The 26269-nt window shown below is 43.9% G+C and carries 27 protein-coding genes and 1 riboswitch; of the genes, 19 read left to right on the top strand and 8 right to left on the bottom strand.

The window, feature by feature from the left end:
* Positions 1-2: 2 nt before the first annotated feature.
* Together NSQ91_RS26905 and NSQ91_RS26900 are read right to left on the bottom strand one after the other, a co-directional pair.
* Positions 3-191, bottom strand: coding sequence for a hypothetical protein (locus NSQ91_RS26905; RefSeq protein WP_036685291.1), 189 nt, complete (start codon positions 189-191; stop codon positions 3-5).
* 105 nt (positions 192-296) lie between these two features.
* Complete coding sequence (locus NSQ91_RS26900) at positions 297-1298, bottom strand: metal-dependent hydrolase (protein ID WP_076218717.1); 1002 nt, start codon at positions 1296-1298, stop codon at positions 297-299.
* 232 nt (positions 1299-1530) lie between these two features.
* Here NSQ91_RS26900 and cyoE point away from each other — a divergent pair, with 232 nt between their 5' ends.
* Positions 1531-2463 carry a heme o synthase gene (cyoE, locus tag NSQ91_RS26895; RefSeq protein ID WP_036685285.1) on the top strand — a complete coding sequence of 311 codons (933 nt, stop codon included), beginning with the start codon at positions 1531-1533 and terminating at the stop codon, positions 2461-2463.
* A 23-nt stretch (positions 2464-2486) separates the two neighbouring features.
* Complete coding sequence (locus tag NSQ91_RS26890; RefSeq protein WP_036685589.1) at positions 2487-3104, top strand: SCO family protein; 618 nt, start codon at positions 2487-2489, stop codon at positions 3102-3104.
* A 95-nt stretch (positions 3105-3199) separates the two neighbouring features.
* Here the strand turns inward: NSQ91_RS26890 and NSQ91_RS26885 are convergent, their stop codons facing one another.
* Together NSQ91_RS26885 and NSQ91_RS26880 are read right to left on the bottom strand one after the other, a co-directional pair.
* Positions 3200-3547, bottom strand: coding sequence for a DNA primase (locus NSQ91_RS26885; RefSeq protein ID WP_036685586.1), 348 nt, complete (start codon positions 3545-3547; stop codon positions 3200-3202).
* Positions 3548-3680: 133 nt separating this feature from the next.
* A complete protein-coding gene (locus NSQ91_RS26880) occupies positions 3681-4868 on the bottom strand; it encodes an MFS transporter (RefSeq protein ID WP_076127992.1) in 1188 nt (395 codons plus the stop codon).
* 270 nt (positions 4869-5138) lie between these two features.
* On the opposite strand from NSQ91_RS26880, the gene NSQ91_RS26875 reads away from it, so the two are divergent.
* The 13 genes from NSQ91_RS26875 to NSQ91_RS26815 all read left to right on the top strand — a co-directional run bounded on the left by NSQ91_RS26875 (position 5139) and on the right by NSQ91_RS26815 (position 19548).
* Positions 5139-5576: a hypothetical protein gene (locus NSQ91_RS26875; protein ID WP_076127990.1), complete on the top strand. Its 438-nt coding sequence runs from the start codon at positions 5139-5141 to the stop codon at positions 5574-5576.
* Between the two features lie 62 nt (positions 5577-5638).
* The gene (locus tag NSQ91_RS26870) at positions 5639-6784 is read left to right on the top strand and encodes a transglutaminase domain-containing protein (RefSeq protein WP_076304909.1); all 1146 of its coding nucleotides are present in this window, start codon (positions 5639-5641) and stop codon (positions 6782-6784) included.
* Between the two features lie 173 nt (positions 6785-6957).
* Positions 6958-9033, top strand: coding sequence for a peptidoglycan D,D-transpeptidase FtsI family protein (locus NSQ91_RS26865; protein ID WP_340920625.1), 2076 nt, complete (start codon positions 6958-6960; stop codon positions 9031-9033).
* Positions 9034-9064: 31 nt separating this feature from the next.
* Positions 9065-11170 carry a peptidoglycan D,D-transpeptidase FtsI family protein gene (locus NSQ91_RS26860; protein ID WP_076193375.1) on the top strand — a complete coding sequence of 702 codons (2106 nt, stop codon included), beginning with the start codon at positions 9065-9067 and terminating at the stop codon, positions 11168-11170.
* A gap of 75 nt (positions 11171-11245) precedes the next feature.
* Positions 11246-12013 carry a Cof-type HAD-IIB family hydrolase gene (locus tag NSQ91_RS26855; protein WP_076302418.1) on the top strand — a complete coding sequence of 256 codons (768 nt, stop codon included), beginning with the start codon at positions 11246-11248 and terminating at the stop codon, positions 12011-12013.
* 58 nt (positions 12014-12071) lie between these two features.
* Positions 12072-12557 carry a DUF456 domain-containing protein gene (locus tag NSQ91_RS26850; RefSeq protein ID WP_038573189.1) on the top strand — a complete coding sequence of 162 codons (486 nt, stop codon included), beginning with the start codon at positions 12072-12074 and terminating at the stop codon, positions 12555-12557.
* Positions 12558-12583: 26 nt separating this feature from the next.
* Positions 12584-14209, top strand: coding sequence for a putative polysaccharide biosynthesis protein (locus NSQ91_RS26845; protein ID WP_340920621.1), 1626 nt, complete (start codon positions 12584-12586; stop codon positions 14207-14209).
* 78 nt (positions 14210-14287) lie between these two features.
* Positions 14288-14632: a thioredoxin family protein gene (locus NSQ91_RS26840; RefSeq protein ID WP_076127982.1), complete on the top strand. Its 345-nt coding sequence runs from the start codon at positions 14288-14290 to the stop codon at positions 14630-14632.
* Between the two features lie 93 nt (positions 14633-14725).
* Positions 14726-15718 carry a COX15/CtaA family protein gene (locus NSQ91_RS26835; RefSeq protein ID WP_438269373.1) on the top strand — a complete coding sequence of 331 codons (993 nt, stop codon included), beginning with the start codon at positions 14726-14728 and terminating at the stop codon, positions 15716-15718.
* 155 nt (positions 15719-15873) lie between these two features.
* Positions 15874-16608, top strand: a complete 735-nt coding sequence (locus NSQ91_RS26830) for a Cthe_2314 family HEPN domain-containing protein (protein ID WP_076178960.1) — start codon at positions 15874-15876, stop codon at positions 16606-16608.
* A 102-nt stretch (positions 16609-16710) separates the two neighbouring features.
* Positions 16711-16846, top strand: a riboswitch (SAM riboswitch).
* Between the two features lie 102 nt (positions 16847-16948).
* Positions 16949-17965, top strand: a complete 1017-nt coding sequence (locus NSQ91_RS26825; protein ID WP_076178961.1) for a methionine ABC transporter ATP-binding protein — start codon at positions 16949-16951, stop codon at positions 17963-17965.
* Between the two features lie 29 nt (positions 17966-17994).
* On the top strand, positions 17995-18624 hold the full coding sequence (locus tag NSQ91_RS26820; protein WP_370511230.1) for a methionine ABC transporter permease: 630 nt from the start codon (positions 17995-17997) through the stop codon (positions 18622-18624).
* Positions 18625-18681: 57 nt separating this feature from the next.
* Positions 18682-19548, top strand: coding sequence for a MetQ/NlpA family ABC transporter substrate-binding protein (locus NSQ91_RS26815; protein ID WP_036685252.1), 867 nt, complete (start codon positions 18682-18684; stop codon positions 19546-19548).
* A 158-nt stretch (positions 19549-19706) separates the two neighbouring features.
* On the opposite strand, the gene NSQ91_RS26810 is transcribed toward NSQ91_RS26815, so the two are convergent.
* Complete coding sequence (locus NSQ91_RS26810; RefSeq protein ID WP_036685249.1) at positions 19707-19955, bottom strand: NifU family protein; 249 nt, start codon at positions 19953-19955, stop codon at positions 19707-19709.
* An 81-nt stretch (positions 19956-20036) separates the two neighbouring features.
* Here NSQ91_RS26810 and NSQ91_RS26805 point away from each other — a divergent pair, with 81 nt between their 5' ends.
* Complete coding sequence (locus tag NSQ91_RS26805) at positions 20037-20291, top strand: YuzB family protein (RefSeq protein WP_036685247.1); 255 nt, start codon at positions 20037-20039, stop codon at positions 20289-20291.
* 410 nt (positions 20292-20701) lie between these two features.
* Here NSQ91_RS26805 and NSQ91_RS26800 read toward each other — a convergent pair whose 3' ends face one another.
* Both NSQ91_RS26800 and mqnE read right to left on the bottom strand, forming a co-directional pair.
* Positions 20702-21763 carry an NAD(P)/FAD-dependent oxidoreductase gene (locus tag NSQ91_RS26800; protein ID WP_076099373.1) on the bottom strand — a complete coding sequence of 354 codons (1062 nt, stop codon included), beginning with the start codon at positions 21761-21763 and terminating at the stop codon, positions 20702-20704.
* A 51-nt stretch (positions 21764-21814) separates the two neighbouring features.
* A complete protein-coding gene (gene mqnE, locus NSQ91_RS26795) occupies positions 21815-22921 on the bottom strand; it encodes an aminofutalosine synthase MqnE (protein ID WP_036685236.1) in 1107 nt (368 codons plus the stop codon).
* 458 nt (positions 22922-23379) lie between these two features.
* On the opposite strand from mqnE, the gene NSQ91_RS26790 reads away from it, so the two are divergent.
* Positions 23380-23739: a HesB/IscA family protein gene (locus NSQ91_RS26790; protein WP_036685235.1), complete on the top strand. Its 360-nt coding sequence runs from the start codon at positions 23380-23382 to the stop codon at positions 23737-23739.
* 108 nt (positions 23740-23847) lie between these two features.
* The gene (locus NSQ91_RS26785) at positions 23848-24300 is read left to right on the top strand and encodes a GNAT family N-acetyltransferase (protein ID WP_312149031.1); all 453 of its coding nucleotides are present in this window, start codon (positions 23848-23850) and stop codon (positions 24298-24300) included.
* Between the two features lie 466 nt (positions 24301-24766).
* Here NSQ91_RS26785 and NSQ91_RS26780 read toward each other — a convergent pair whose 3' ends face one another.
* Positions 24767-24976, bottom strand: coding sequence for a hypothetical protein (locus NSQ91_RS26780; RefSeq protein ID WP_036685233.1), 210 nt, complete (start codon positions 24974-24976; stop codon positions 24767-24769).
* A gap of 333 nt (positions 24977-25309) precedes the next feature.
* Here NSQ91_RS26780 and NSQ91_RS26775 point away from each other — a divergent pair, with 333 nt between their 5' ends.
* Complete coding sequence (locus NSQ91_RS26775) at positions 25310-25972, top strand: YheC/YheD family protein (RefSeq protein ID WP_076127972.1); 663 nt, start codon at positions 25310-25312, stop codon at positions 25970-25972.
* The last annotated feature ends 297 nt before the right edge of the window (positions 25973-26269 follow it).

Raw genomic sequence — 26269 nt, 5'->3', positions numbered from 1 at the left:
TCTTAGTCAGAGCTTAAGCTTTCCTGTTTGCGTCTAATTCTGGCTTTGAGGATAAATCCCCAGCCAATATTCATTACGCAAAGAAAACCAAGCAGAAGTGCCAGCCAGAAGCTATAGCTGATCGCGATTGAAGCGGCAGTGAGAATAAGAATAGAAGAACAAGCGAACCAAAGTGAGAGTCCTTTACCCATTAAGAGCCTTCCTTTCCGTGTCTGCTAAAATGAATCCCGGAGTATTATAAAATACTCCGGGATTTTTTGTGATTATAGAATAGATCTCTCAGTAAGTCTACAGTTTCATCGTAAAGAACCAGGGTCGATGGAGAATCGTTTGTCGAGCTTATCACTGCTAAGCCAGCCTACATAAGTATTTAAAGGTTTATATTGGTTATCCATAACTAATACAGCCACAAAAGGGTATTGTTTGCGGTGTAAATAACGAACGTCTCCCCAGCGCACCATATATCCTGAAGGAAGCTCCTCCACTTCGGCAACCGCATAAGAGGTGAAATATAGAAAGGACTGAATATCTGGATGCGACTTGGATATTTCCACAGCGGGATGATTCGAGCAGACCGCATGTTTGAACCATTCCAGGCGGTTGTTCAGTAGCTGTCCAACGTCATAGCTGCCGTCTTTTTTCACTTTAACTACGTTCCAGCGTTTAAGTGAAATTGTAGGGATTACAATATAACGTTCACCAGCATTATGGTGTATATCTTTAAGCTTGATGTTTCGTGTAAGGCGGGCATGAACAACCGTTCTCCAAATATAATAAAGAATGGTACAGGCATAAAGCGTAATAAATAAAGGTTTGGGCGGCACAATCCCAGTGATCCAGAGTAGAATAGCTGCGATATGGCTGCCAAAAATAAATGGATCGAAAATGTGGATGATATTCCAGGCAATCCATTTCTCAGTAAATGGACGGGCGGCCTGGGTTCCATAGGTGTTAAACAGATCAGAGAAGACGTGCACGCCTACGCCTATGAAACCCCAGAGTGCAACATGGCTTAAAGCTGCCAAATCAGTAAATCCAAACAGAGGCCCTAAGACTAGGGCAATCAGAGCGGGCCACAAAATTAGAAAAGGCAAGGAGTGTGTGATTCCCCGGTGATTACGAATATATATTGCATTGTCCTTTAGTCTTAATGCGGTATCGGCATCAGGAGCTTGTGAGCCTAAAATCGTAGCCAGCATAACGGCTCCGGCCAGTTTAGGGTCAGAAGCAACGACAGGATCTACGAATGAAAGTCCGGCTAACCCTATGCCCATAACTAAATGTGTAGCGGTGTCCATTGGTCAGTTCTCCTTTGTTGTTCGGAAGTACATTATTAATAATTACCCAAATACAGCTTAGGTTATTAACGGGCTGGAAATAAATATTGTCACGTAATTGTCAAATTCATGAACATACTGTGCCATGACTGTCAAAGTCTCCTCGGGTTTGATATGATAAAGTTAACAGCGAAGTCTATTTAGTGCTTCGGCTAGAACGTTAGAAGTTCGTTTAGAAGGAGGATCATTTGGTGTGGATAATCATATAACATTTCAAGCTTCTTCCGATTCTGCAGCTATGTCTGCAAAATCTCCACCGGAAGGTGCAAGTTGGCGTGATTTCATTACCGTAACAAAACCCGGTATTATCCGATCTAACCTCATCGCTGCCTTTGCAGGATATTGGCTGGCTTCAGGTTGGGATGTTCAATACGGCAGATTAGTTCTGACTCTGCTCGGTACAATGCTGGTTATGGCTTCGGCCTGTGTTTTTAATAACTATTTCGACCGTGACCTGGACATGAAGATGGAAAGAACGCGCGATCGGGGGCTTCCTACAGGACGACTGAAACCCAAAACCGTATTGCTGTATGCTATTGGGCTAGGGATTGCGGGCTTGATTGTACTATTTGCTTTTTCCGGAGTTTTAGCCGGTCTGTTCGGGATTGTAGGGATGTTCGTTTACGTTGTAGTATACACCCTTTGGTTGAAACGGACATCAACATGGAGCACTTCAGTAGGTGCGATCTCTGGAGCTATGCCACCTGTAATTGGCTACGTTGCAGTTACGGGAACAGTTGATCTAGGGGCTTGGCTGATGTTTGCGATGTTGTTTCTGTGGCAACCTCCCCATTTCTGGGCACTCGGGATTAGACGTAAAGAAGAATATAGAGCCGCTGGATTTCCGCTGCTGCCTGTAGTCAAAGGAACACGTCGTACGAAGTTTCAAATGATTCCTTATGTAGCACTGTTGCTGCCTATTCCAGTGTTAATGTACGCCTACGATTATGCAGGCATTTTTTATCTGGTGATTTCAACAGCGCTGTCCCTGGCTTGGTTAATCATAACCTTGATGGGCTTTGCAGCAAAAGATGACGAAGTCTGGGCGAAGAAGAACTTCCTCTTCTCCATTAACTACCTAACGGTAAGTTTGATCGTACTTGTATTGAATACGATTCACGGTTAAGAAGAGGGAGGGTATTATTGTCCGTGCAGACCTTTAAGCGTTATAAATGGACCTGGATTCTACTATTGCTTGCTTTGGTAATGGCTGGTTATCTGGCAGTTAATTCTTTGAATTTAGGAAAAGAAAAACTGCCGGTAATCGGAGAAGTGCAGGACTTTTCACTTGAAAATGTGGATGGAGACCAGATTACTCTGGCTGATACACAAGGTAAAGCGCGGCTGGTATACTTTTTTTTCACACAATGTCCGGATGTATGTCCTATAACTACGTTTCTGTTATCTCAGACGCAGAAAATTCTGGTCGACGATGGCAGCTTTGGAAAAGATACGGCGTTCGTCTCCATTTCTTTTGATCCAGAGAATGATACGCGTGAAGCCATTAAAAGCTTTGCGGACCGTTTCCAGGCAGATTATAAGGGTTGGTACTTCTTACGGGGGGATCAGGAAGTCATTCGTAAGCTGGCAACTGATTCTTTTAAAGTACTAATTGCAGGGAATAGTAAAGAAAATTTCGTACATGCCAATCGCATAGCATTGGTTGATCGGGACAATCGTCTCCGTGCATTGTATGACGCAGGGGATACGGATAACATAACGCCTGAATTTCTTGCCGATAGGCTGAATGAATTGGCTCGTGAATAGAACCTAACCGCATAACAGAAACGCCTTTTTCGAATCCCATTTATTGAAGGATAACGAAAAAGGCGTTTTTAATTTCTTAGGCAATATATCGCGAATCAAAAAGGAATGGGTTCAGGGTAAATGATGAACTCTTCCAGACCCGCTTTTTCAAGCTGATTAATATTGTATTCATCTGGAGTGCCTTCCACTCCGGCATAACCCCGGCGTGTATAGATGTGACCAGCATCGGGAAAGGCATCGCGGAGAATCCCGCGTATTTTTTTGCCTGAACTGTCGTTATCCATATAAAGATATACTTCTCCATCTCCTACTTTTTGTCGCAGGGACTCGAGTTTGAGCGTATTTAATGTACCAAAGGTACAGAGGATTTCGACTTCCGGTACCAGCACGCGTCGTAATCTGCTGCGATCGTTTTTGCCTTCGACAATAATCGTAATGGACATTTGCTGACAATCACCTCCGGAAATGAAGTCTGAACTTACAGACTCATTATAGTTTACCGAAGGAGGAGCAGTTTTAACAACTGTTTCTACAGGAAAATCTTCATTCCCCGGGAAATGTCGTAAAAACAATAAATCATGCGGCCCGCCCATTCCATTTGGAAGAGTAGGTAGACAGCTTGGTTGAATTTTTTGGCGGAAGCAGTAATAGTGCAACCATTAGCAATAGAAAGGCAATGAAATAAGGCGAAACAACGGCTCTTAATTGTCCTGCGGCCACAGGGCCTGCGAATGCGCCTAGTGACATGGCTATCGACTGCATGGAGAAGGTGCGTCCCATACGTCCTGGTCCACCTAGACTAATAAAGAGCGATGCCATTGCAGGAAATAATATTCCTTTGGCTGCACCCAGCATAAAGAGAATAACGGAAGCGGGAATGCTGTGAAGTGAGGCGAGCGCAAAAAAACAAAGGGCCATACCTAGCAAGGCCACGGCTATTCTTCCTCCTGGGGAAAAGCGGTTCAGGAAGAACAAACTGAGTGTTACCAAAGCCCCTAAGCTAAGGAGCGATAAAAGAATGCCTGTGGAAACAATGCTATTACTTCCGGTCTGAGATAGAGGAAGTTCAAAGAACAGAACCCCTTGTGAACAAGAAACGAAAAAAGGCAGCAGATAATAACGTTTGGAAACTGGATTGGCATCGGATATAGGGACCGAAGGAAGATCCTGTTTTTTTAAAGGAGGTGCTGCAGAGTTTACAGGGCGTACTAAACGCCGGGCAGGCGCCGGTACACTGAAAAAAGCCATGATGCCTGTAGCGATAAGCAGCCATCCCAATGTGGTGAAGGTGCCGGAATAGCCAGCTTTAGCTACGATAAAGGCCCCCGCTGCCGGGGATACCACTGAAGCTAAGGTATGAACGATACCATGTCCGGACATATATTTCCCCTGCTCAGTAGCATCAGATGATAATGAAGCCAGCAAGGTCATGCACGCTGGAGAGAGGAAGGCGAGCGCGAACCCGCTTGCTGCTCGTAGCATCAGCAAATGCCACGGAAGCTGAGCATGAGCCTGCAGCAGTAGAATGGCTCCCGCAGTAACAAGGCTAAAGACGATGTAGCGGCGGCTGCCATTACGATCGACGAGTACGCCTGCGAGCAAATTGCCAGGAAGATGGGTTAACGAATACATACCCATCATCCAGCCAATAAAGGCGGGTCCCGCACCAAGAGAGATGGCAAAGGGCGTTAGAATAGGATACTGTGCATGTAAATCAAAAAACGCCAGAAAAAGAAACAGGTACAGCCACAGCGCAGTTTTCACAGGGAAACACCTCCGAGAGCCACCTACAATAAAGATTAATGCAGGAAGGCGGATTTTAAGAAGATCAAATTTAAGCAACTACTTGTACTTTACGTGGGACAGAGAGGGCTTATACCGCTTTTTTAATTCCTATAAGCAGGTATACCTTTCTCTGGCTGTGGAACCATGAATTATGATGGGCATTCATGTATAATAATTAATATTGGCGTCATGTCTATAGAGGAGATAATCCTTAGGACGAAACTAGGTGATAGGGGTGTTGTGAGGTTGATGGATCCAGAGGTGTGGTCACAGTTTATTAGAGAGAATTGGTTAGTTATTGTTATTGCGCTCATTCTGTTGTTCGCGGTTGTTAATTTGGTCAAAACGATGTTGAAATGGGCGATTGTCATTATTATCGTTGTAGGTCTATTCATCTATAGTGGTGTGACAATGGACCAAATTGGTAACGCTGTGAATAAGGTGGCAGATGGAACGGTAAGTACGGTGAAGAAGGAAGCACAAGAGGTTATGCTTAAAGAGGCGCAGGATGCGAAGTACACTTCAAATGGTGACGGAACATTTACGATTACAACTCCGAATATTGAAGTGAAAGGTACTACTGGCGAAGATAAGGTAGAGGTTACTTTCCGCGGAGTTAGTCTTGGGAAGTGGAGTATTACTGATACCACACAAACATTTATCGAGGAAGCTCGGAAACATCAATAAACGGCTTCAGTTTAAATCATTATCAAAACAAGCAAGCGGGCGACTGAAAGGGGAGATTGGATATGATAAACGGTTGGTTGACTAGTCTGAGTGATGCAAATATCATCTCCATCGCCCTCCTGCTGGTAGTAGTCTTTTCACTATTGCAAGGCTGGAGCAGAGGGTTCTCAAGTGCTACCGGAAGATTATTCGGTCTGCTGGGAACAGGACTGTATACAATAGCTTCTTTGGTGCTGGCCATTCCTGCTGCGGCTTATCTCAATCCTCATGTACAGACTTGGGCAGCAGGAATAAGTCTGCCTGATAAACAGCTGACCCAGTGGCAGCAAATTTATTATACGGCTGTGTCTGTGCTGGCGGAATCGCCGCTGGTGCGGTTTCTATTGTTGTTATTGCTCTCTTATATCTTAATTCGCATGCTTCTGGGATTGTTGTCTATGCTGCTCCCATTCCATCAGCTACGGCGCACCAAGACATTTAAGGACAGAAAGATTACGCAAGTAAGCCGTATGGGCGGAGCTATCATAGGATTAATTATAGGTTTGACTCGTGGTTTAATTATTGTGCTTGCTCTCTTCATTTGTGTTGGCCTAAATCCAGAAAGTCAATTTAGCCGTTATGTGGAATCTTCTCCGATCTACAGTCAAAGCGCTGCCGCTGTATTTGAGCCCTTTGTTGGGGAGACAGTGCAGAAAAAGCTGCCTATTCTGACGAAGACCGTTGCAGCTGAGATGAATGATATCCTGCGCAGAAAATATGAAGTTATTGATCATGACATTCCACAAGATATTGTGGGTGCGGCTGAAGATATTATTGGACAAGCGCAAGGAGACGAGAAGAAAGCCAGACTACTGTATGATTGGGTAGGAACACGAGTAACTTATGATTACGCCAAAGCGGAAAATTATGAAAAAAATAGAGTTTGGCATGAACAGACCCCGCAGGATACCTTCGACACACGCATAGGGGTATGTATTGATTATGCACGTCTTTACGCTGTAATGGCCCGCTCCCAAGGATTGCTGGTGCGCGTTGTAACGGGTCAAGGCTATGATGGTCGAGGCGGGTATGGCGCACATGCCTGGAATGAAGTTTATATAAGTGACCGGCAAGCTTGGATTCCATTGGATCCCACTTGGGCGAGCAGTGGGGATTGGTTTAATCCGAAGGATTTTGACGATACGCATATTAGGGAGAACGCACTCTGAGTGAGGGCGCCGCACTCCTTCCGTGTGGTACAATAAACTCATACCAACCGCTCTAACACAAATGCGAGTGCAATGCTCACAATCAGCTTCTTAGAAATCACCTTCATTATAAGAGCAATGTCGCTGGCTAAGGCAATTCAGACATTATTTTTATATAGAAGGGAAGAAAGCTGGTGAGCTTTGGGAAGCAGCTCCCGCCTGCGGACGGGAAATCTTCGAAACATTCTGTAGGTCTGAGATTGAATCTGTTTTTCTTTGGCACTTTTTTTATTTTTTGTATCATTATTGTGCGTCTTGCAGGTTTGCAGTTTACTGAGGGAGCTTTGCTGACAGAAGAAGAGATCAAACGGGATACGAAGTTTGTTCCGCTGGCAGCCATGCGAGGGATTATTTTTGCTGCCGGGGGTGAGCAGATAGCCTATTCTACACCTGTTGAGTCGCTCTATCTTACCCTAAATAAGGAATATACAGCTAAAACTACCGATAAAGTAACGGGTGAAACCTCACTAACGGAAAAAGCGAAAAATAAGTCTAATGACCTTGCAGCAAGATTAGTAGCGGAGTTTGAGAAATATGGAAGTGCAGATGCCCCTAAGTTAACGCAGCAGGACGTGCTGGATTTACTTGATCTGGACTTTAAAAAGTATCTGGGTTATGTACCGCGTCGTATAAAAGCAGGGCTAACTTCAGAAGAAATAGCTTATTTCATGGAACATAAGGATGAATATCCAGGCATTACCATTGTGGAAGAAAGTGTACGCCACTACGATAAAGATACGGTAGCTGTGCAGACGGTGGGTTTTGGTAAACCTTTTAAATCAACCGAAGACATAGCGATGTACAAAAATATTCGTAGTGCAATGAAAGACAATTCTTCACCGGGACTTATGTATAAAACGGAAGAATATGTAGGATTTGATGGTCTGGAAATGCAGTATCAACGCGAACTGCGCGGAGAAAATGGTTATCAGGTCATTTCGGTCACTCCTCAAAATATGGCGGAGAAGGTAGAACAGACCGTTCCCCCTGTAAAAGGCAATAACATTTGGTTGACCATTAATAAGAATGTTCAGATGAAGACTGAACAGGCTATATTGGATCAGATTAAATGGCTGCATACCAATGCTGTTCAAGGCGAAACTCATCCTGATGCTTTAACAGGTTATGCAGTAGCAATGGAAGTAGAGACTGGGAATATTGTCGCTATGGCGAGTATGCCTGATTACGATTCGAATGTATGGACAAAGGACTCGCTGCCTACATCTGTCTGGAATAAAATTATGAATAATCATCTGAATGGTACAATTACCTCGAATTCTTCCGGGAGATCGGGTCATGATTTTAGCTCACTTGTATTCTTGGGATCGACCATTAAACCGTTAAGTGTATTAATTGGTTTAAATGAAGGATTTTTTAACACCTCGAGCACCTATCCCGATGTGGGGATTACCTATTTCGGTAAGGATGATAAATCATCGGTTAGAAATTCATCAGGTCACGTCTATGGAAAACTGTATCCGGCTGATGCTATCAAGCAATCCTCTAACGTATTTATGGTAGATATGGTCGGAAAGCAACTATACAAGAAATACCTGGGGGATAAAGGTGTAGAGGTCTGGGACGAATATATGAAAAAGTTCGGACTGGGTGTGTCAACACAAAGTGGTCTTCCCGGTGAATCACCAGGTCAGATTAACTATACAGATTTCAAGGCTGCAGGGAGCTCACAGGCCGCGCTCGTCTACGCATCTTTTGGTCAGCAAGGCAGTTATACTACATTACAGCTTGCCCAGTACGCTACTACACTTGCAAATGAAGGTGTGCGAATTAAACCGCAGCTTGTAAGTAAGATTACTGATGCGCAAGGTAAGGTGGTTAAGGAATTTAAAAAAGAAGTGCTTAATAGCGTAACCTTTGATAAATCGTTCTGGAGAGAAATCAAACAGGGAATGAGCAGTAAAGTTAGTGCTTTTGACGATTTTCCTTATGATTTTGCCCGTAAGACAGGAACCTCTGAAAAAACGGATAGAAAAAATATAAACCGTGATAACGGGGTCTTTATTGCCTTTGCTCCACGTGAGAATCCGAAGCTGGCTGTAGCGGTTGTGATTCCGGAAGGCGGCTTTGGCTCCAATAGTGCAGCTCCGGTTGCCCGTAAGATTTTTGATGCTTATGATTGTGAATATGGGCTGGCTGGGGTTCCGAAGAAGAATATTCCACCTGTGGCAGATCCCGTTCAAGAACAATAAGCTTAAATTAGAGAAAAAGGAGAGAAAAACTGTGAGTTTTTTCCGTAAGCAGGCCTCACCTCCTGACGAGACCAGCAGCAAAAGTTCCATTGGCCTGCGACTCAACGTGTTTTTCTTTAGCACGTTCGTTATATTTTGCGTAATCATCATCCGACTAGCTGTTCTGCAGTTCGTGGAAGGTCCAACTTTAACTGAGGTAGAGACGAGTAGAGATACTAAAAATGTACCGTTAGCTTCCATGAGAGGGGTTATATACGCTGCAGGTGGTGAGAAGCTAGCTTATTCCACACCTGTTCAATCGCTGTATATCACACTCAATAAAGAGTATACGGCTAAGGAAACAGATAAAGTCACCGGTAAAACAACGCTGACCCCAGAGGCTAAGGCCAAGTCTGATGCATTGGCAGCCAAGCTGGTAGCTGATTTCAATAAATATGGGGATCCAAATGCAGAGAAGATGACGGAGAAAGATGTAATTGATGCGTTGGATTTATATTTCCGTAAATCACTTGGCTTTATGGCACGGCGAATTAAGGCTGATCTGACTACTGAAGAAGTTGCTTATTTCATGGAACATAAAGGAGAATATCCGGGGCTTGAGATTGTCGAGGAGAGCATTCGTCATTACGATAAAGATACGGTTGCTGTACAGACGATTGGTTATATCAAACCCTTCAAATCCGCGAACAGTCTTAATATTTATAAAAACATTCTAAGTGCTATGAAAAACAATCCGGAGCCAGGGCTAACGTATAAGGATGATGAATTTGTTGGATTCGATGGGCTGGAGCTGAAATATCAGCGTGAGCTTCGCGGGCAAAACGGCTATCAGGAAATTTCTGTAAATCCACAGAATATGGCGGAGAAAATTGAGCGTGTCGTTCCGCCTGTCAAAGGAAATGACATCTGGACAACGATTAATAAGAACGTTCAGATGAAGACAGAACAGGCGATAACAGATCAGCTCAAATGGTTGCACTCTAATACCGTACAAGGCAGAACGCATCCGAATGCTTTAACGGGATATGCAGTAGCGATGGAAGTAGATACTGGCAATATTGTTGCTATGGCGAGTATGCCTGACTATGATACGAATGTTTGGACAACGGGTTCTTTATCTGCAGATGTCTGGAACAGTATTATGGATAACTATCAGAACGGCACGATAACTCCTATTTCTTCAGGAACCTCAGGGAATGGACTAAGATCTGTATTGCTTCTAGGTTCAACGATTAAACCTTTGAGTGTACTCGTGGGCCTGAATGAAGGGTTGTTTTCAACTTCATCGTATTATCAGGATAGAGGTTTTGCGACTTTTGGTAAGTCTGGGCATGAAACGAAGGTAAGAAACTCTTCTAACCACGTATATGGTTCTTTGGATCCTGCTAGAGCCATTGAGAAATCCTCGAATGCATTTATGGTCGATATGGTCGGTAAAAGATTGTATGACAAATATAAAAGCAAAGGGATAGACATCTGGGATGTCTATATGAAAGAGTTCGGCCTTGGTGTATCTACGGGAATTGATCTGCCAAATGAATTCTTGGGTCAAAGAAACTATACCAATATAGAAGCTGCTGGTAGTGCGCAGTCCGCACTGGTCTATGCCTCTTTCGGACAACAAGGAAGTTATACAGTAATGCAGCTTGCACAGTATGTTACAACACTTGCTAATGAAGGACAGCGGATTAAACCTCAATTGGTTAGCAAGATTACTGATGCAGATGGAAATATAGTCAAAGAGTTTAAACGTGAGGTGCTTGATGAAGTAACAAACTTCGATAAGTCCTACTGGAATGAAATTAAGCAGGGGATGCGAAGTGAAGTTAGTGCTTTTTCTGATTTCCCTTATGACTTTGCCCGTAAGACGGGAACCTCTCAGCAAGTAGCTAAGGGTGAAATTCGCGATAATGGGGTATTTATTGCATATGCTCCACGTAATAATCCTAAGTTGGCTGTGGCGGTTGTAATCCCTGAAGGTGGTTTTGGTTCACAAAGTGCGGCACCAGTCGCACGTAAAATATTTGATGCCTATGATTGGGAATATGGCCTTGATGGAGTTCCAAAGAAAAGTCTCCAGTCTGGCAATAATACTAATGATAATGCGAAGGAGGGAGAGACTACAGGTACCGAGTAACTCTGACCCTATGGCTAAGATTTAAAAAATAAACAGCTTCTCAATAGAGAGCATACAAGAATGGAGGGGTGGCAAATGATTGCCAAATACCGCCTGCTTGCATTGGATATGGATGGAACCCTACTGAATGATGATCAGATAATTACACCCACAACGGTGGAATGGATTCAAAAGGCGGTCAACGCAGGCGTTCATGTCTGTCTGTCGACAGGCCGGGCATTTGTAAGTGCCTTACCCTATGCAGAGCAGCTAGGTTTAGAGACACCGATGATCACTGTGAACGGCAGTGAGGTGTGGAGAGCGCCACATGAAATATACCGGAGATCACTAATGGATCCCAAGCTGGTACAAGAAATGTATGATCTTGCAAAAGCAGATGACATCTGGTTCTGGGCTTATTCTCTGGACGAAGTTCTTAAACAGGATAACTGGGATGGGGATGTAACGGGTAGAGAATGGCTTAAATTCGGTTATCACACTGAAGATGATGAGCTTCGTCATAAGCTGTTGCTTCGTCTTCAAGATATGGGTGGACTGGAGATTACGAACTCTTCTCCGCACAATCTGGAGATTAATCCTCTAGGCGTGAATAAGGCAGCAGGAATAAAGGAAGTCTGCAAGCTGCTGGGAATAGAAATGTCGCAAGTTGTAGCTGTGGGCGACAGCCTTAACGATCTGGCGGCGATCCAGCAGGCTGGGCTTGGGGTTGCCATGGGCAACGCGCAAAAGACGGTTAAACAAGAGGCTGATGTTGTGGTGGCGACCAATAATCAAGACGGGATTGCCGAGGTCATCCAAAAGTATATCTTTACCGAAGCTGCAGCCTCTGTAGGCAGCAAATAATAAAAGCAGTACTGCGAAGTGAATCCATGGAGCATTATGCTAGTAGGAGGTTAAGGAATTGACGATCCTGGGTTGGATTCTTATCATTGTTTTGTTTGCTGTAGGATTGGCAGGGGCTGTGTATCCCATACTGCCGGGTGCGTTAGCGATCTATCTTGCCTTTTTTGTATACGGCTGGTTCTTTTCTTTTGAGCCCTTTGGGGTTTGGTTCTGGATTATTCAAACACTGATCGTTGTAGTTCTTTTTGTTGCTGATTATGTTGTAGGAGCGTGGGGTGTCAAAAAATTTGGCGGTTCACGTTCATCGATTATCGGGAGCACGATCGGGCTGATCTTGGGACCTTTTGTTATTCCCGCTTTTGGTCTTATCATTGGACCATTTCTAGGGGCTTTTATTGGAGAACTGATCGTGGGATCTTCCCCGTCTAAAGCTGCTAAGGTAAGTGTTGGCTCCATACTCGGCTTATTTAGCAGCACCTTGGTCAAAATCGTGTTGCAGGTAATTATGGTCGTCCTCTTTTTTATATGGGTCGCCCGGTTTTAATTTAACAGTGAAGAAGGGGAAAGAGTTTGTCCAAGAAAGAGTCTTTTGTTAAAGGCACGCTTATCCTTGCTGCTGCAGCTTTGGTGGCAAGGGTACTCGGGCTTGTCCAGCGGGTGCCGCTGGAGCATTTATTTAATGATGTTGGTAATGCTTCATTTACACAGGCAAACACAGTTTATTTAATGTTATTACCGCTGGCTACAGCAGGGATTCCAAGTACATTAAGTAAAATGGTATCTGAGCGTTATGCACTGAATAGACCAAATGAAGCTCAGCAGGTGTATCGGGCGGCATTAATCTTTGGTGTTGTAGTTGGCGTAATTATGAGCGCATTGTTATACATAGGTGCTCCTTATTATGCAGAATATGCAAAAGTTCCTGAAAGTACTTTGGCGATCCGGGCCATAGCTCCGGCACTCCTACTCTTCCCTTCTATTGCAATGATGCGTGGTTACTTTCAAGGGCGGAATAATATGATGGCTGGTGGCATCTCTCAAATTGTGGAGCAGATCGCGAGGGTATCTACCGCTGTTCTTCTGGCATTTGTATTGTTACAAAAAGGGTACGACAACACGTGGATGGCTGCTGGTGCATCATTCGGTAGTGTATTTGGTAGTGTTGGTGCGTTTGGTGTAATGCTCTATTACGCTATGAAATTACGGCGTAGCGAGGGGCAAACTGCATTATACGAAACGAATGAAGCAAGGCTTCCTCTATTTGGAATTTATAAGGATATATTTAAATTATCCATTCCTATCGTTCTATCTTCAGTTACGGTTCCAGTAGTGAACTTTATTGATACATCTTTAATTGTACCGTTACTGAGTGGACAAGTTGGTGTAGCTGATGCCACACGTGCTTTGGGTATTTTCGGGAGTCGGGCACAGAGTGTCGCTGGGATTCCACCGGTTCTTTCTATAGCACTTAGCACATCACTTATACCAATTATTTCAGCTGCATATGCCCGTCGGGATGAAAAACATCTAAAAGGGCAAGTGACTTTAGCACTTCGAATCTCTATTTTAACAGGAGCACCGATTGTTCTATCACTCGTAGTTGCTGCATATTCAGTTAATGGTCTCTTGTTCAGTAGTTTAGATGGCAGTGGTATCGTAGCCATGCTTACTTTAGGAACGATCTTTCAGATTACGATGATGACAACGAACTCTATTTTGTTAGGTATGGGCAAATCGCGAATTTCCATGTATTATGTGTTAGCGGGTATTATTGTAAAATTAGTGGCAAGCTTATTACTTAGTAAGGTATTTGGCATCTACGGAATCATCGGTGCAACAGCACTTTGTTTCGTGGTCATTACTTTGCTTAACTTACGTATGCTGAAATCGATTGTGTCTTTTGAAATTATGGGCAAACGTTGGGGCGGTTTCGTGATTGCGGTACTTGTGTCCGGCGGGATTGGTTATGGCTTGAATGAGGCTGGGATTCTGTTAACAGATCTGATGCCTGCACGTTTGGCGTTTCTGATCACTTGTCTTGTTGTAGGAGCCGCTGTTGTTGTTATTTATCTAGTACTGCTTATTGTGCTGGGCGTGCTGACTAAACAGGAAATCTCCAGTTATCCGCGGGCGCTGCAAAAATTATTGAATCCGCTGATGAAGTTACAGCCTGCACGTGTTCGTATGAGAGAATAGGTTTGACTTCTACACTGCATTTTGCTTCACTTAAAGAGTAGAAAATAGACAGATATTGAAGAAGGGACTGAGTAAATCATGGACAAAATTAGTTCTCCTGCTGAATTTCAGGTAGCCATTCAATCACCTCGATTAACAGTGGCCATCTTCAAGGCTGACTGGTGCTCGGATTGCAAATTTATCGATCCTTTTATCCCAGAGGTAGAGCAGTCTTATGCAGACCGCCTTACACTGGTTGAGGTAGATGTTGATGCCGTGGGCGATGTTAGTCAAGAACAAAATATTATGGGTATTCCAAGCTTCGTCGCATATTCGGATGGACGGGAATTGGTTAGATTCGTTAATAAATTGCGCAAATCCCGTGAAGAGATTGAGAATTTCCTTGATAAAGCGGTCCAAGTGCATCAAAGCCTTCAAAAGTAATTCCTAAGGAACCACCGCTTTCGCCTGTTTGTGCAAAAGCGGTGGTTTTTTGAAATATAAGTCTGGCTGCTTCTTCATTACTAAAAACTGCGGGTGATATTTTTGACGACAAATCAGTTGAAATGGCTTAGTTATCTTACTTGCCTTATCATGTTCCTCGCTGTACTCGGAGGAGCGGTAGTGACGAAGACTGGATCGGGCTTGGAATGCGGAAATGAATGGCCGCTCTGTCATGGAAAATTAATTCCGGCTTATACTATAGGCTCGATGATTGAATACACCCATCGCTTGTTTAGCGGTTTGGCAGGGTTATTCTCACTTGCCTCGATGTTTGCTTTTTGGCGTTATGCTCGTACGCGGCGCGATTTGCTGGGATATGCATTTATGACCTTAGTATTCGTCATCGTTCAAGGTGGTATGGGAGCGCTTGCAGTAATTAAATCCCAATCCGCTGCTGTAATGGCGTTGCATATGGGTTTTTCTTTGATCGCCTTTTCAAGCGCTATGATGTTGGCTCTTGGAACCAAGAGATGGCATGAAGCGCGCGAGTATGATCATAAGCTGGAGGCTCAAAAGAAGCCCGTAAGTAAGGCTTTTCGCAATTTAACCTGTTTTACTGCCATCTATTCTTATATTGTCGTGTATATTGGAGCCTTTGTAAGTCATACGGATTCACAAGGCGGGTGTTCGGGTTGGCCGCTTTGTAATGGAGAATGGGTTCCGGAGCTTTCCGGAGGTGTAGGTGTTGTTTTTACGCATCGGATTGCGGCTTTAATCTTATTCATGCTTACTGCGCTGCTTGGGCATTTAGCATTTTGGAAACATAAGGATTATCCAGAGCTTAGAGCGCTGGGTGTAGCTGCAGTGCTGTTATGCTTGATGCAGGTATTTAGTGGGGCGGCTGTGGTTTACACTCTAGATAATGAAAGGCTGTACATATTTGCCGCTTTGGCTCATATTTTACTGATTGCCAGTTTGTTTGGTGTCTTATGTTATATGAGTGTAAGAGTCTGGCAGCTAAATCGCGCGAGTAGTGTCGTGTCTGGAAAAAATGTAACGAGCCCAATGATTCCACCGCCTTGGTAGAACATTCCCTCCGTGGATAGAGGTGCTTCACCCGCGGAATAATAAAGTGGAAATCGGTATATCGTGGAGCTGATTGGCCGATGCTTACGTCGCGAGTTTTGTACGAAGCAGTCCATGGAAGCAGACGCTGAACAAAACTTTAGGAGGACTGGGATATGCTGCGGGTATTACTTGGAGAGCCGCCTCGAAAGAACAGCGGTGTGTTGGCTGATGCGATGGAGAATATGGCCACTTTTGCAGCATTGCTGCGCAAGGAAATGAGTGCCCATGAGGATAATGACCATGAATACCGCAAGCTGGAGATTTGGACACGTGGGCTGATTTCCTCTCTGGATGAACTGGAGCAAAGTTGGTTCGCGGCCGCTTTTTACCGGAAATTAGTGATTGCGGGTTATATGGATGATATGACACCGGTGGAACAGGGCGATTATGCACGTTATGTTTATTTTTATAAAGATGGCTTTATCCGGGTTTTCTCTCTTCTGGACAAGCTTGGGACGGTACTGAATCATTTTTATGATCTCAAAACATCCAAATTAAAAACGCACTTTTCTTACTTTACAGTGCTGCGTCAGCTTCAATTATTGAATGTGCATCCTGCATTAGCGGATCAACTGGAAGAGATTAAGAACTCCTACCGCGATCCATTGGAGAATTTACGCAAGCGCAGAAATGCTGAAATTCATTATATGAATTCCGAAATGCAGGATGATTTGTGGCAGCGGCACCAAGGTCTGCATGACAAAATTCAGCTCGAGGATCTGGATAGCCATCTTGAGGATTTAAAACAATCGCTCGAAATGAACTGTAAGACATTAATCGCGGCATTCAGCTACAGCAATGAACAGCTGCGTAAGGAAATAAGCAAGGCAAAGAGCATAAAATCGTAATTGTTCAATATATTTCCTTTTGACAAAAATAGATAAACTCACTATACTTATGCTTGCATTAAAGTATGTACGATTTCAGAAAAAATATAATTTCATAACTTTATCTTATCGAGAGCGGCGGAGGGATAGGCCCGATGAAGCCCGGCAACCGATTTGTATCCAGCGCGGGAAGCGTTGTACAAATGTCATGGTGCTAATTCCTACAATGGCGCAGGTTGCGGTCGTTGGCAGATGAGAAGGCATTGTCTTAATAAACCCACAGAGCCTCTTGCGATCTGCATCGATCGTTGGAGGTTTTTTTGTATAGAATAAGTGAAGTATAAAGGGGGGGCGACGAGAGTTGATTAATCTAAAAGGGATAACAAAGGTTTATGGAAAAGGGAGTAATGCGGCAACAGCACTTTCTGGATTGAATCTGTCCATCGAGAAAGGTGAAATATTCGGAGTCATCGGCCACTCTGGAGCCGGGAAAAGTACATTGATTCGTTGCATTAATCTGTTGGAACGTCCGACAGAAGGAGAGGTCTGGGTAGACGGTGTTGAGCTAACCAGTCTTAACCAAGGTCAGCTGCAGGAACAGCGGCGCAAGATTGGGATGATTTTTCAACATTTCAATTTGTTGTCTTCGGCGACCGTATACGATAATATTGCCTTTCCACTGCGCCTTGCAGGTACATCTAGAACAGCTATTGATACAAAAGTGAAAGACTTGCTCGCTTTAGTTGGGCTCGAAGAACATAAAGGTAAGTATCCTTCTCAGTTATCTGGAGGACAAAAGCAGCGGGTCGGCATCGCCCGGGCACTAGCCAGTGACCCTGATGTACTGCTGTGTGACGAGGCCACTTCTGCGCTTGATCCCCAGACAACGGACTCCATTCTTAAGCTGCTGCTCGATATTAATAAAAGATTCCATTTGACCATTGTGCTGATCACACATGAAATGCATGTAATCCAGAGCATCTGCGACCGTGTCGCGGTCATTCATGGTGGTGGGATTGTTGAGCAAGGCAAAGTTACAGAGGTATTTCTCAAGCCGCAGCATGAGGTTACACGCGATTTCATCCGCAGTGAGACACAGAATGAAGGACCTCTTCGAGTGGCGCTTGATGCTGCTGCCGGGGATAACTCTCAAGCTGTCAAAATTACTTTTTTCGGAGAAAAAACTTACGGCTCGGCACTATCCGATGTCGTGCGTGATACGGGTGTAAGCTTTGCAATCTTACATGGTACCATTTCAACGATTAAAGATGTGCCTTATGGACAGATGATTGTGCGGTTCGAAGGGCCAGCTGAGGCGATTGCTGTAACGATCTCCAGGCTAATTGCTCAAGGCCTTGATGTGGAGGTGATTTCGTAATGAATTTTGCAGATCTAAATTGGCAAGAAATGGTGGATGCTACGGTTGCTACTATAAAAATGATATTTTTTTCCGGATTGTTCACAATTATTCTTGGTTTGCCACTCGGAATTCTATTGTATTTATGGGGGAAATCGAATAGTATAGTAATCAGAGTAACTTACTCGGTCTTATCATTACTTGTAAATATTCTACGTTCCGTACCCTTTATCATTTTGATGGTGGCTCTAATTCCTTTCAGCAAAGCCGTTGTTGGAACCTCCATTGGTGTACTCGGTACGATTCCACCTCTGGTGATTGGTGCAGCTCCGTTTTTTGCCCGCTTGGTAGAGACGTCGTTAAGAGAGGTAGACCGCGGAGTCATCGAAGCCGCACAAGGTATGGGAGCATCGACGAACCAAATCGTTATGCGTGTGCTTTTGCCAGAAGCTCGTCCAGGCCTGCTCGCTGGAGTTACGATCACACTGGTTACACTGGTCTCCTATACAGCAATGGCTGGTATGGTTGGGGGCGGCGGATTAGGTGACTTGGCGATTCGTTACGGCTACCACCGCTATGAGACGGAGATTATGATTGTTTCTATAGTATTTATTGTCGTACTGGTGCAATTGCTACAAATGGCCGGTGACCGACTCGTAAAACATTACACACGGAAATAAGGTACATCCATATATATCCTTATTCAATACAAAATATAGATTAGAGGGGGATTTACAATGAAAAAAGTACTACTTACATTTTTTAGCCTGACACTGGTTGCGGTGCTTGCGGCTTGCGGTAACAACAATGCATCTAATAATGCTGGGAGCTCGGCTGCTACAACAGCACCAAACGCAGAAGCAACAAGTGAACCTACTAAAGATCCAGTGAAATTGGTTATTGGTGCCTCACCTGTTCCTCATGCTGAAATTTTGAAGGCTATTGCTCCATTGCTTGAAAAAGATGGAATTACACTTGAAATCAAAGAATTCACTGACTATATTCAACCTAACGTGCAGCTTGATGAGAAGGAGTTAGATGCTAACTTTTTCCAACACCAACCGTATCTGGATGACCAAAACAAAAATAATAAAACCGACCTGGTCTCTGTTGCATCCGTTCACGTTGAACCTTTTGGGGCTTATTCCAAAAAAATCAAATCGATCGATGAGTTGGCTGATGGTGCAAAAGTTGCCATTCCGAACGATGCTACTAACGGTGGCCGTGCACTAATCCTACTTGCAAAAAATGGTCTGATTACCTTGAAAGATGATACAAACATTGCTGCAACAAAAGCAGATATCACTGAAAACAAGAAAAATCTCGACATCATTGAGTTGGAAGCTGCTATGCTCCCACGTCAACTGGATGAGGTAGACCTTGCTTTGATCAACACGAACTTTGCACTAGACGCTGGTCTTGTGCCAACTAAAGATGCATTGTTCATCGAGGGTGTAGATTCCCCTTATGCTAACATTTTGGTAACCCGTCAAGACAATAAAGATTCCGAAGCCATCAAAAAGCTGGTTGCTGCCCTGAATTCTCCAGAAGCTAAAGCTTTCATCGAAGAAAAGTACGAAGGTGCGATCATTCCAGCGTTTTAAGGAATGAAGCTAAATTCGTCTATAGTCATAACAAGAACCCGCAGCCAAGTTGGCTTGCGGGTTTTATGTTCTAAGGTTGTGAGAGAATGTTAAATCCTCTATAATAAGAAAATCCCGATCTCCTTTACAGGAGAATCGGGAGGGTTATTGAACGGGATTTAGAATACTTGAACTACTTCTTCAACGCCTTCTACTTCTTCAAGGAGGGCGCGTTCAATCCCGGCTTTCAAGGTGATCGTGGAGCTTGGGCAGCTGCCGCAGGCACCCATAAGTTTCAACTTAACGATGCCGTCTTCCACATCGACCAGTTCTACGTCACCGCCATCGCGCTGCAGGAACGGACGAAGCTTATCCAGCACTTCTAGTACTTCATCATACATTTCGGTGCTTTGTGCATTCTCACTCATTTCTCAATCACTCCTTTCGTAAGTTCATTATAGTACAAAAAGTTAAAAAATAAAATGGTTAGGCGGAATAGGGAGATCATCATGAGACCAATTATTGAATTTTGTTCCAGCAACATGGGTCACGGAACAGACAAGCTAATGCATAAGCTGGAGGAAAATCCAGATTATGATGTTATTGAATACGGATGTCTGAACAATTGTGGAGAGTGTTATTTAATGCCTTTCGCCATGGTTGAAGGTGACATTATTGCAGCAGACACTGTTGCAGAGCTAGAAGAGAAAATTGAGGCCAAGATCAAAGAGCTTGAGGCTTGGTTTAATATAGATCTTGACTAAATTTCTCGAGAAAAAAAGAGGGAGCACTCCATAATCTAAATTATGGAGTGCTCCCTCTTTTTGGAACCTTACTTGAACAAAATCCACCAATTTGATCGATTAGGCAACATATTGGAGAGTGCAGGGGCTACCGTGAAGGTGCCACCGGACTCAGGCGACCTTATATTGAGTGTTTTCCTACATTTGGATTGCTATCGGACCCCATAGTCACTATTCACCTGAAAAACAGCATAAATGAACCTCATTATAAGCAATAACTTCACTGGAGTCCGAAACTCTCCTTCAAAGGCTGAAAATTTGCGAATAAGGTCATCTGAGTCCGAAGGGTATACGCACCAATAACGTAAGAAAGCTACTCTCGTGTTTATCTGAGAGTAGCTTCCTTTAATACTTATGAACCAATCATAGGCTTATCCTAAAGTGCGTTTCGACATCCAGAGCACTCCGCTCTTGAGGATGCGGGGAACCCGTCCTTTGACGGAGCGTTGTCCCATAAGTCCGAATCCTGCTTTTTTTCCTAGTGACCCTAAAGTACCCTTCAGGCGAATAGGATGAAGCTTAGGAGTCTCACCGCGCCAGGTCGCTTGGATAACCTGAGCTACCTGCTCACCCTGTGCTCCAGCGGCTTGTGCGCTTGGTGCGAATGGCAGACTGGCACAGTCACCAATCACATATACCTCCGGATAATCCGGTATACGATAATACTCATCCAGCATAATCCGTCCACCACGGTCCTTCGACACATTCAAATCTTGAACTACTTTTACAGGTTGAATCCCTGCGGTCCATACTGTCACATCTGAAAGGATTTCCTCGGTACCGTTAAAAATCGAATCCTTCTCTACATGAGATACAGAGATTCGTCCCAGCGTTTGCACCTGATGGTGATGAAACCATTCCTCTACGTACTGTGACAGCTTTGCCGGAAAGGCAGACAAAACACGTTCACCGCGATCCAGAATAGCGATGTTAAGGTCTGGACGGCTTTCCCGAAGCTCTGCGGCTAATTCAACACCGCTTAATCCTCCACCTACGATGTTTATCGTTCCGTAAGGCTTCACATCATTTAAACGGCGGTAGGTTTCCCGAGTACCAGCAAAGGTCTGGATGCTGCAGGTATATTGATCAGCACCAGGGATGTTGTGGTAATTGTCGGTACAGCCAAGAGCAATGGCTAGGAGATCATAAGATACAATCTCACCGGACTCCATACTGACTATTTTGCTCTCCAAATCAATGGAACTCACTTCACCGTACCGGACAGTAAGCCGGGGGTGAACCGGAAAATGAATGCGCAGGTGATAATCAGTTACGGTACCTGCGGCGAGCGCATAATATTCCGTTTTGATTCCTTGATAAGGCATTCGGTCAATTAAGATAATTTCAACATCATGAGGAAGATGATTATTGAGTAATTCTTGAATTAAGGCTAGGCCGCCGTAGCCACCGCCAAGAACGAGTATTGTTCTCATGCTGACCGAACTTCCTTTCCAATATGGGATAACAAATCTCAGGTAGTCTTCTTATTCGTATACCTTAACTTCATTATAGAAAGTGTCACGTTCGACAGGAATTCGTCCAGCACCTTTCACTAGCCAGATCAATTCGTCGCGAGTCAGACCTTCCGGTGTTAAGGCGCCAGCTGCGTGGCTGATACGTTCTTTTAGAATTGTGCCATGCACATCTGATGCACCGAAGTTCAGCGCGACTTGAGTAAGCTGAGGGCCAATGTTAATGAAGTACGCTTTGATGTGATCGAAATTGTCCAACATCAATCTGCTGATCGCAATGGTCTTCAGATCCTCATAAGCAGAGTTGCGGCGCATGATGCCAGCGTTTTTATTCTTAGGCTGCATGGACAATGGAATGAATACCATAAAGCCATTGGTTTCGTCCTGCAAATCACGGATTTGCATCATATGGCGGATACGGTCTTCGTGAGATTCAATGGAGCCGTACAGCATAGTGGTATGGGTCTTCATCCCAAGCTGATGTGCTGTCCGATGGACTTCCAGATATTCTTCCACATTAGCTTTGTCTACACGCATTTTTTTACGATATTGGTCGGATAATATTTCTGCACCACCACCGGTGAGTGTTTTCAGTCCAGCAGCACGCAATTGTTCCAGTACCTCACGAATACTCAAACCGCTAATACGGGTGAAAAAATCAATTTCAGCGGCAGTATAGGCTTTTAAGGTAACCTCAGGGAAACGTTCGTTCAAAGCTTTTAAAGAATCCACATAATATTGGAAGGGAACCTTGTCGTTATGGCCACCAACAATATGGAATTCACGTACGCCTGGGTGGATATGCTGTTCGACATATTGCACCATTTCCTGACCGGAAAGGGTATAGGCTCCCTCTTCTCCATCATCTTTGCGGAAATTGCAGAATGCACAGTGCGATTCGCAAACATTGGTGAAATATAGACTCATGTTTTCGATAAAATATACCCGATTGTGATTCTTGGCGATATTGACTTCATTCGCTAGCTGGCCAATGGTAAGTAAATCGTTGCTTTGATATAAATAAACGCCATCTTCCAAATTCAATCTTTCGCCGCTGCGAACCTTATCAATAATGTTCGCCATTCGGGCATCCGTGTGGGGGGTAAAAAGAGTAGACATATTATGATTTCCTCCTGAAAGTTTACGAGCAGATTGCTCGAAGATAAATTCCAGACATACCCAAGTGGTAGCTGTTCATTCTAAAAAAGAAAGAGGCGAGCTTGCCTCCGTGACAAATTTCCGAATTTTTACTTAGAGTGCCTTCCCTATTATAAACCTACTCTCCTAAGGGTATCAACAGCTTGATATTGATGGTGTTTTTTGCTGTGAAGGGTCATGCCTAAGGCAGTTGTGACTTGAGGGTAACGGAATAGTCGGTTATACTGAATTTATCAAGCATAAACGTCATTGGCATCCTTATAAAGTTGATAAGCGTTTAAGCGAGAAATATAAGACATACAGAATAGGTGCAACACTTATACTTTCTTATATTTTTAAGAAATAACTTTTGGCCGGAAGGTCCCTTAAACATAAGTTTCCGCTTATGAAGGGAGACGAATTTGTAGGAGGATGAGATCATGATTAATATTAGTGAAAAGGCAGCAGAACAATTAAAGGCGATGCTTGCTGAACAAGAAGTACCGAACATGTTCCTCCGTATTGGAGTAACGCCCGGCGGTTGCAGTGGATTCTCGTACGCTATGGGCTTTGATGATAATGAAACCGATCAGGACGTATATATGGACATTCAAGACATGAAAGTGGTTGTGGAGAAGGAGAACCTTCGTTACCTGGACGGTCTCGAAATCGACTTTGAAGAATCCGGTATGACGGGTGGTTTCACCATCAACAACCCTAACGCTACTGCAACTTGCGGCTGCGGTTCAAGCTTCCGTACAGCTACGGATGCAGGGAAACCTAACGAAGAGCCTTGCTAATCACAGCAATCACGGCTCCAAGCCCCGTGTTGGATTCTAACAACACAGGCTTGGAGTTTTTTTTTATTCTCAATGACAAAAATCATCACAAGGAGTTCGGAAATGGAAATGGAAATCAGAAAATTAAAAGCTGGTGAACAGCCTCCATTAGAATTACTTCTATTAGCAGATCCTTCGGAGAGCTTAGTTAACGGATATTTACAAAGAGGGTTATGTTGTGTGGCTGAGGTGGATAACAGCATCATCGGAGTCTACGTTGTGCTGCAGACAAGACTGGAGACTGTAGAAATCGTAAATATCGCCGTCGACGAAAATAAACACGGGCAAGGAATAGGTAAGCAGCTGCTGAACCATGCGATTCAGAATGCCAAGCAGCTTGGGGCAAAAACCATTGAAATTGGCACAGGAAATTCGAGTGTTGGACAATTGGCACTTTATCAGAAATGTGGATTCAGAATCACCGGCATTGATAGAGATTTTTTTATTAGGCATTACAGTGAAGAAATCTTTGAAAATGGGATTCAAGTCATAGATATGATACGCCTGTCGCTGGATTTATGAGTAATAGGGGAGTTTCTCAGAAGCCATTTAATGGGCGCTGGGGTAGCTCTTTATTCTTTTACATAGAAAGCAAACCTTGTATCGCGAACGATATATCGCTAACCATGTATCGCAAGCCATGTATCGGACACAGATGACCCTAAACGCCGCATTTTCCCATATTTGTGGTGCCAACGGACCGCATTGCCGCTATTGCTATGAAAATCAGTAAATATGAAGCTCTTTCTAAGCGATAGTGTCACTGGAGTCCGAAACCACGCCTCAAAGGTTGAAAATCTGCAAATAACGTCATCTGGGTCCGAAATGCTCATGGGTTAACGACACTGTTGAAGCAGATAGCTATTGTTTAAAAACACAGAGCAGCGATTCTCCACATAACTGGAGAATCGCTGCTCTGTTGTTTTTTTGCGATGGTCGGACCGTCTGTGCATAGAAATAAGCTGTTTATAGGCAGTCCCTGCGTACATTAGGCTGGAATAATAAACTTGTAATTAATCATAAATACGATGAGTGCTGCAGCTCCAAGGGAGAAGGCGATACAGCCCGTACCCAGTGCTCTGCGTTTGTCTTTAATAAATTTAAAGCCAATGGCGCAGATCAGTATAGTCGTTCCAGCCAATACAATGGACATCCCAAGCATAGCCACCCAATATAAAACCTCAAAAAACTGTGCCATTCTGAGCCCTCCCCGCGCTGTGCTTTTTAGTGATTCTGTTAGTACTCACTATAATAGTAGAAATTGAAAATGTAACCGCTATTAATAATACAACGATTTTGAAGATTATTCTAGTTATAGTGAACTCATCCATTAAGATATTGATGTCGAATTTCTTGAGAACTGAATCTACAAAATCCGCGGTTGTACCCTGTCGCTGTCGACTGATGCTGTGCTAAACACTAAGCCCTTTTTGCTAAGAGCGGCATCTTACACGGACAATCATACAAGAGGGCGAGACCTTCTCTGAGTAATGTATAGGGTAGGCTGGATTGTGAAGGGAGGGAAAGGACGATGGCAGGAAGACAATTGGCCAGTAAGTGGCTGAAGACAGAGGCGTTGCTGACCGACGCTCGGGTTGCACCCTATATCCCAATGACGAGGGGGTACAGGGCAGAAACGCTCCTGGCAATGCTTCGTAGATATGGAAATGTTGTCATTAAACCTATTGTGGGTGGCGGAGGTTACGGTGTAATCAAAGTTTTTCGGGATAGTCGCGGTTATGGATTCACCTATATGGACAGAACTCGAATTTACAAGGATTTTGGATCCATGAGACGTGCGCTTAATACTGTGAAGGCAAGACGCAGATATTTGATTCAACAAGGGATTTCCCTGGCGAGAATCGGTGGACGGCCTATTGATTATCGGGTCAAAGTAGTTAAGAATGGTGAGGTTTGGGAATTTCGCTCCATGGTAGGGAGATTGGCTCGGCCAGGTCTGTTCGTAACCAATCTTTGTAAAGGGGGAACGATGCTATCATGTCGTGAAGGACTTCGTAGATCGTTGCCGCGGATTAAAGCTTCAGCGAAGAAAGCAGAAATGCGGAGACTAACCCATGTATGTATCGGAATTATGGAACGGCATTTTCCGGGAATAGGTGAGCTGGGCTTTGATTATGCTGTGGATTATTCGGGGAAAATATGGATTTTGGAGGTTAATACAAGACCTCAATAAATTAACAATTATTTTAAGAATTGACGATAATAGAGTAGTAAGATAAAATTGCGTTTAGTTGCGTTCTTTTGGGGTAAATAACATTGTAATTTATTTACAATAAAAATATATTTTTAGCTGTATACAAGTGGTTCAATCCTGTGTATAACTATTATCCCCATAGTCCACTGTGTAGCTAGTACCTTTATAACGCTTACACACATTTTATACACAGGATTTCCACATGTACTTGTGGATAACGCGAACGCTTGTTCGAAAAATGATAGTTTGATATGATAGATTCAGATCCAAATAAAG

The sequence above is a fragment of the Paenibacillus sp. FSL R7-0048 genome (assembly GCF_038004505.1).
GTDB lineage: Bacteria > Bacillota > Bacilli > Paenibacillales > Paenibacillaceae > Paenibacillus_AQ > Paenibacillus_AQ odorifer.
Note: the sequence above shows the minus strand (reverse complement) of the source record. Positions and strands in the feature narration are given on the sequence as shown.

What these genes read in the sequence shown, in the direction of transcription:
- NSQ91_RS26885 (WP_036685586.1), bottom strand. Translation starts at nt 3,547, where the DNA reads ATGTCCATTACGATTATTGTCGAAGGCAAAAACGATCGCAGCAGATTA.
- NSQ91_RS26780 (WP_036685233.1), bottom strand. Translation starts at nt 24,976, where the DNA reads ATGGCACAGTTTTTTGAGGTTTTATATTGGGTGGCTATGCTTGGGATG.
- NSQ91_RS26790 (WP_036685235.1), top strand. Translation starts at nt 23,380, where the DNA reads ATGATTAATATTAGTGAAAAGGCAGCAGAACAATTAAAGGCGATGCTT.
- NSQ91_RS26805 (WP_036685247.1), top strand. Translation starts at nt 20,037, where the DNA reads ATGAGACCAATTATTGAATTTTGTTCCAGCAACATGGGTCACGGAACA.
- mqnE (WP_036685236.1), bottom strand. Translation starts at nt 22,921, where the DNA reads ATGTCTACTCTTTTTACCCCCCACACGGATGCCCGAATGGCGAACATT.
- NSQ91_RS26855 (WP_076302418.1), top strand. Translation starts at nt 11,246, where the DNA reads ATGATTGCCAAATACCGCCTGCTTGCATTGGATATGGATGGAACCCTA.
- NSQ91_RS26840 (WP_076127982.1), top strand. Translation starts at nt 14,288, where the DNA reads ATGGACAAAATTAGTTCTCCTGCTGAATTTCAGGTAGCCATTCAATCA.
- NSQ91_RS26830 (WP_076178960.1), top strand. Translation starts at nt 15,874, where the DNA reads ATGCTGCGGGTATTACTTGGAGAGCCGCCTCGAAAGAACAGCGGTGTG.
- NSQ91_RS26800 (WP_076099373.1), bottom strand. Translation starts at nt 21,763, where the DNA reads ATGAGAACAATACTCGTTCTTGGCGGTGGCTACGGCGGCCTAGCCTTA.
- NSQ91_RS26875 (WP_076127990.1), top strand. Translation starts at nt 5,139, where the DNA reads ATGGATCCAGAGGTGTGGTCACAGTTTATTAGAGAGAATTGGTTAGTT.
- NSQ91_RS26815 (WP_036685252.1), top strand. Translation starts at nt 18,682, where the DNA reads ATGAAAAAAGTACTACTTACATTTTTTAGCCTGACACTGGTTGCGGTG.
- NSQ91_RS26900 (WP_076218717.1), bottom strand. Translation starts at nt 1,298, where the DNA reads ATGGACACCGCTACACATTTAGTTATGGGCATAGGGTTAGCCGGACTT.
- NSQ91_RS26785 (WP_312149031.1), top strand. Translation starts at nt 23,848, where the DNA reads ATGGAAATCAGAAAATTAAAAGCTGGTGAACAGCCTCCATTAGAATTA.
- NSQ91_RS26810 (WP_036685249.1), bottom strand. Translation starts at nt 19,955, where the DNA reads ATGAGTGAGAATGCACAAAGCACCGAAATGTATGATGAAGTACTAGAA.
- NSQ91_RS26775 (WP_076127972.1), top strand. Translation starts at nt 25,310, where the DNA reads ATGGCAGGAAGACAATTGGCCAGTAAGTGGCTGAAGACAGAGGCGTTG.
- NSQ91_RS26820 (WP_370511230.1), top strand. Translation starts at nt 17,995, where the DNA reads ATGGTGGATGCTACGGTTGCTACTATAAAAATGATATTTTTTTCCGGA.
- NSQ91_RS26870 (WP_076304909.1), top strand. Translation starts at nt 5,639, where the DNA reads ATGATAAACGGTTGGTTGACTAGTCTGAGTGATGCAAATATCATCTCC.
- NSQ91_RS26905 (WP_036685291.1), bottom strand. Translation starts at nt 191, where the DNA reads ATGGGTAAAGGACTCTCACTTTGGTTCGCTTGTTCTTCTATTCTTATT.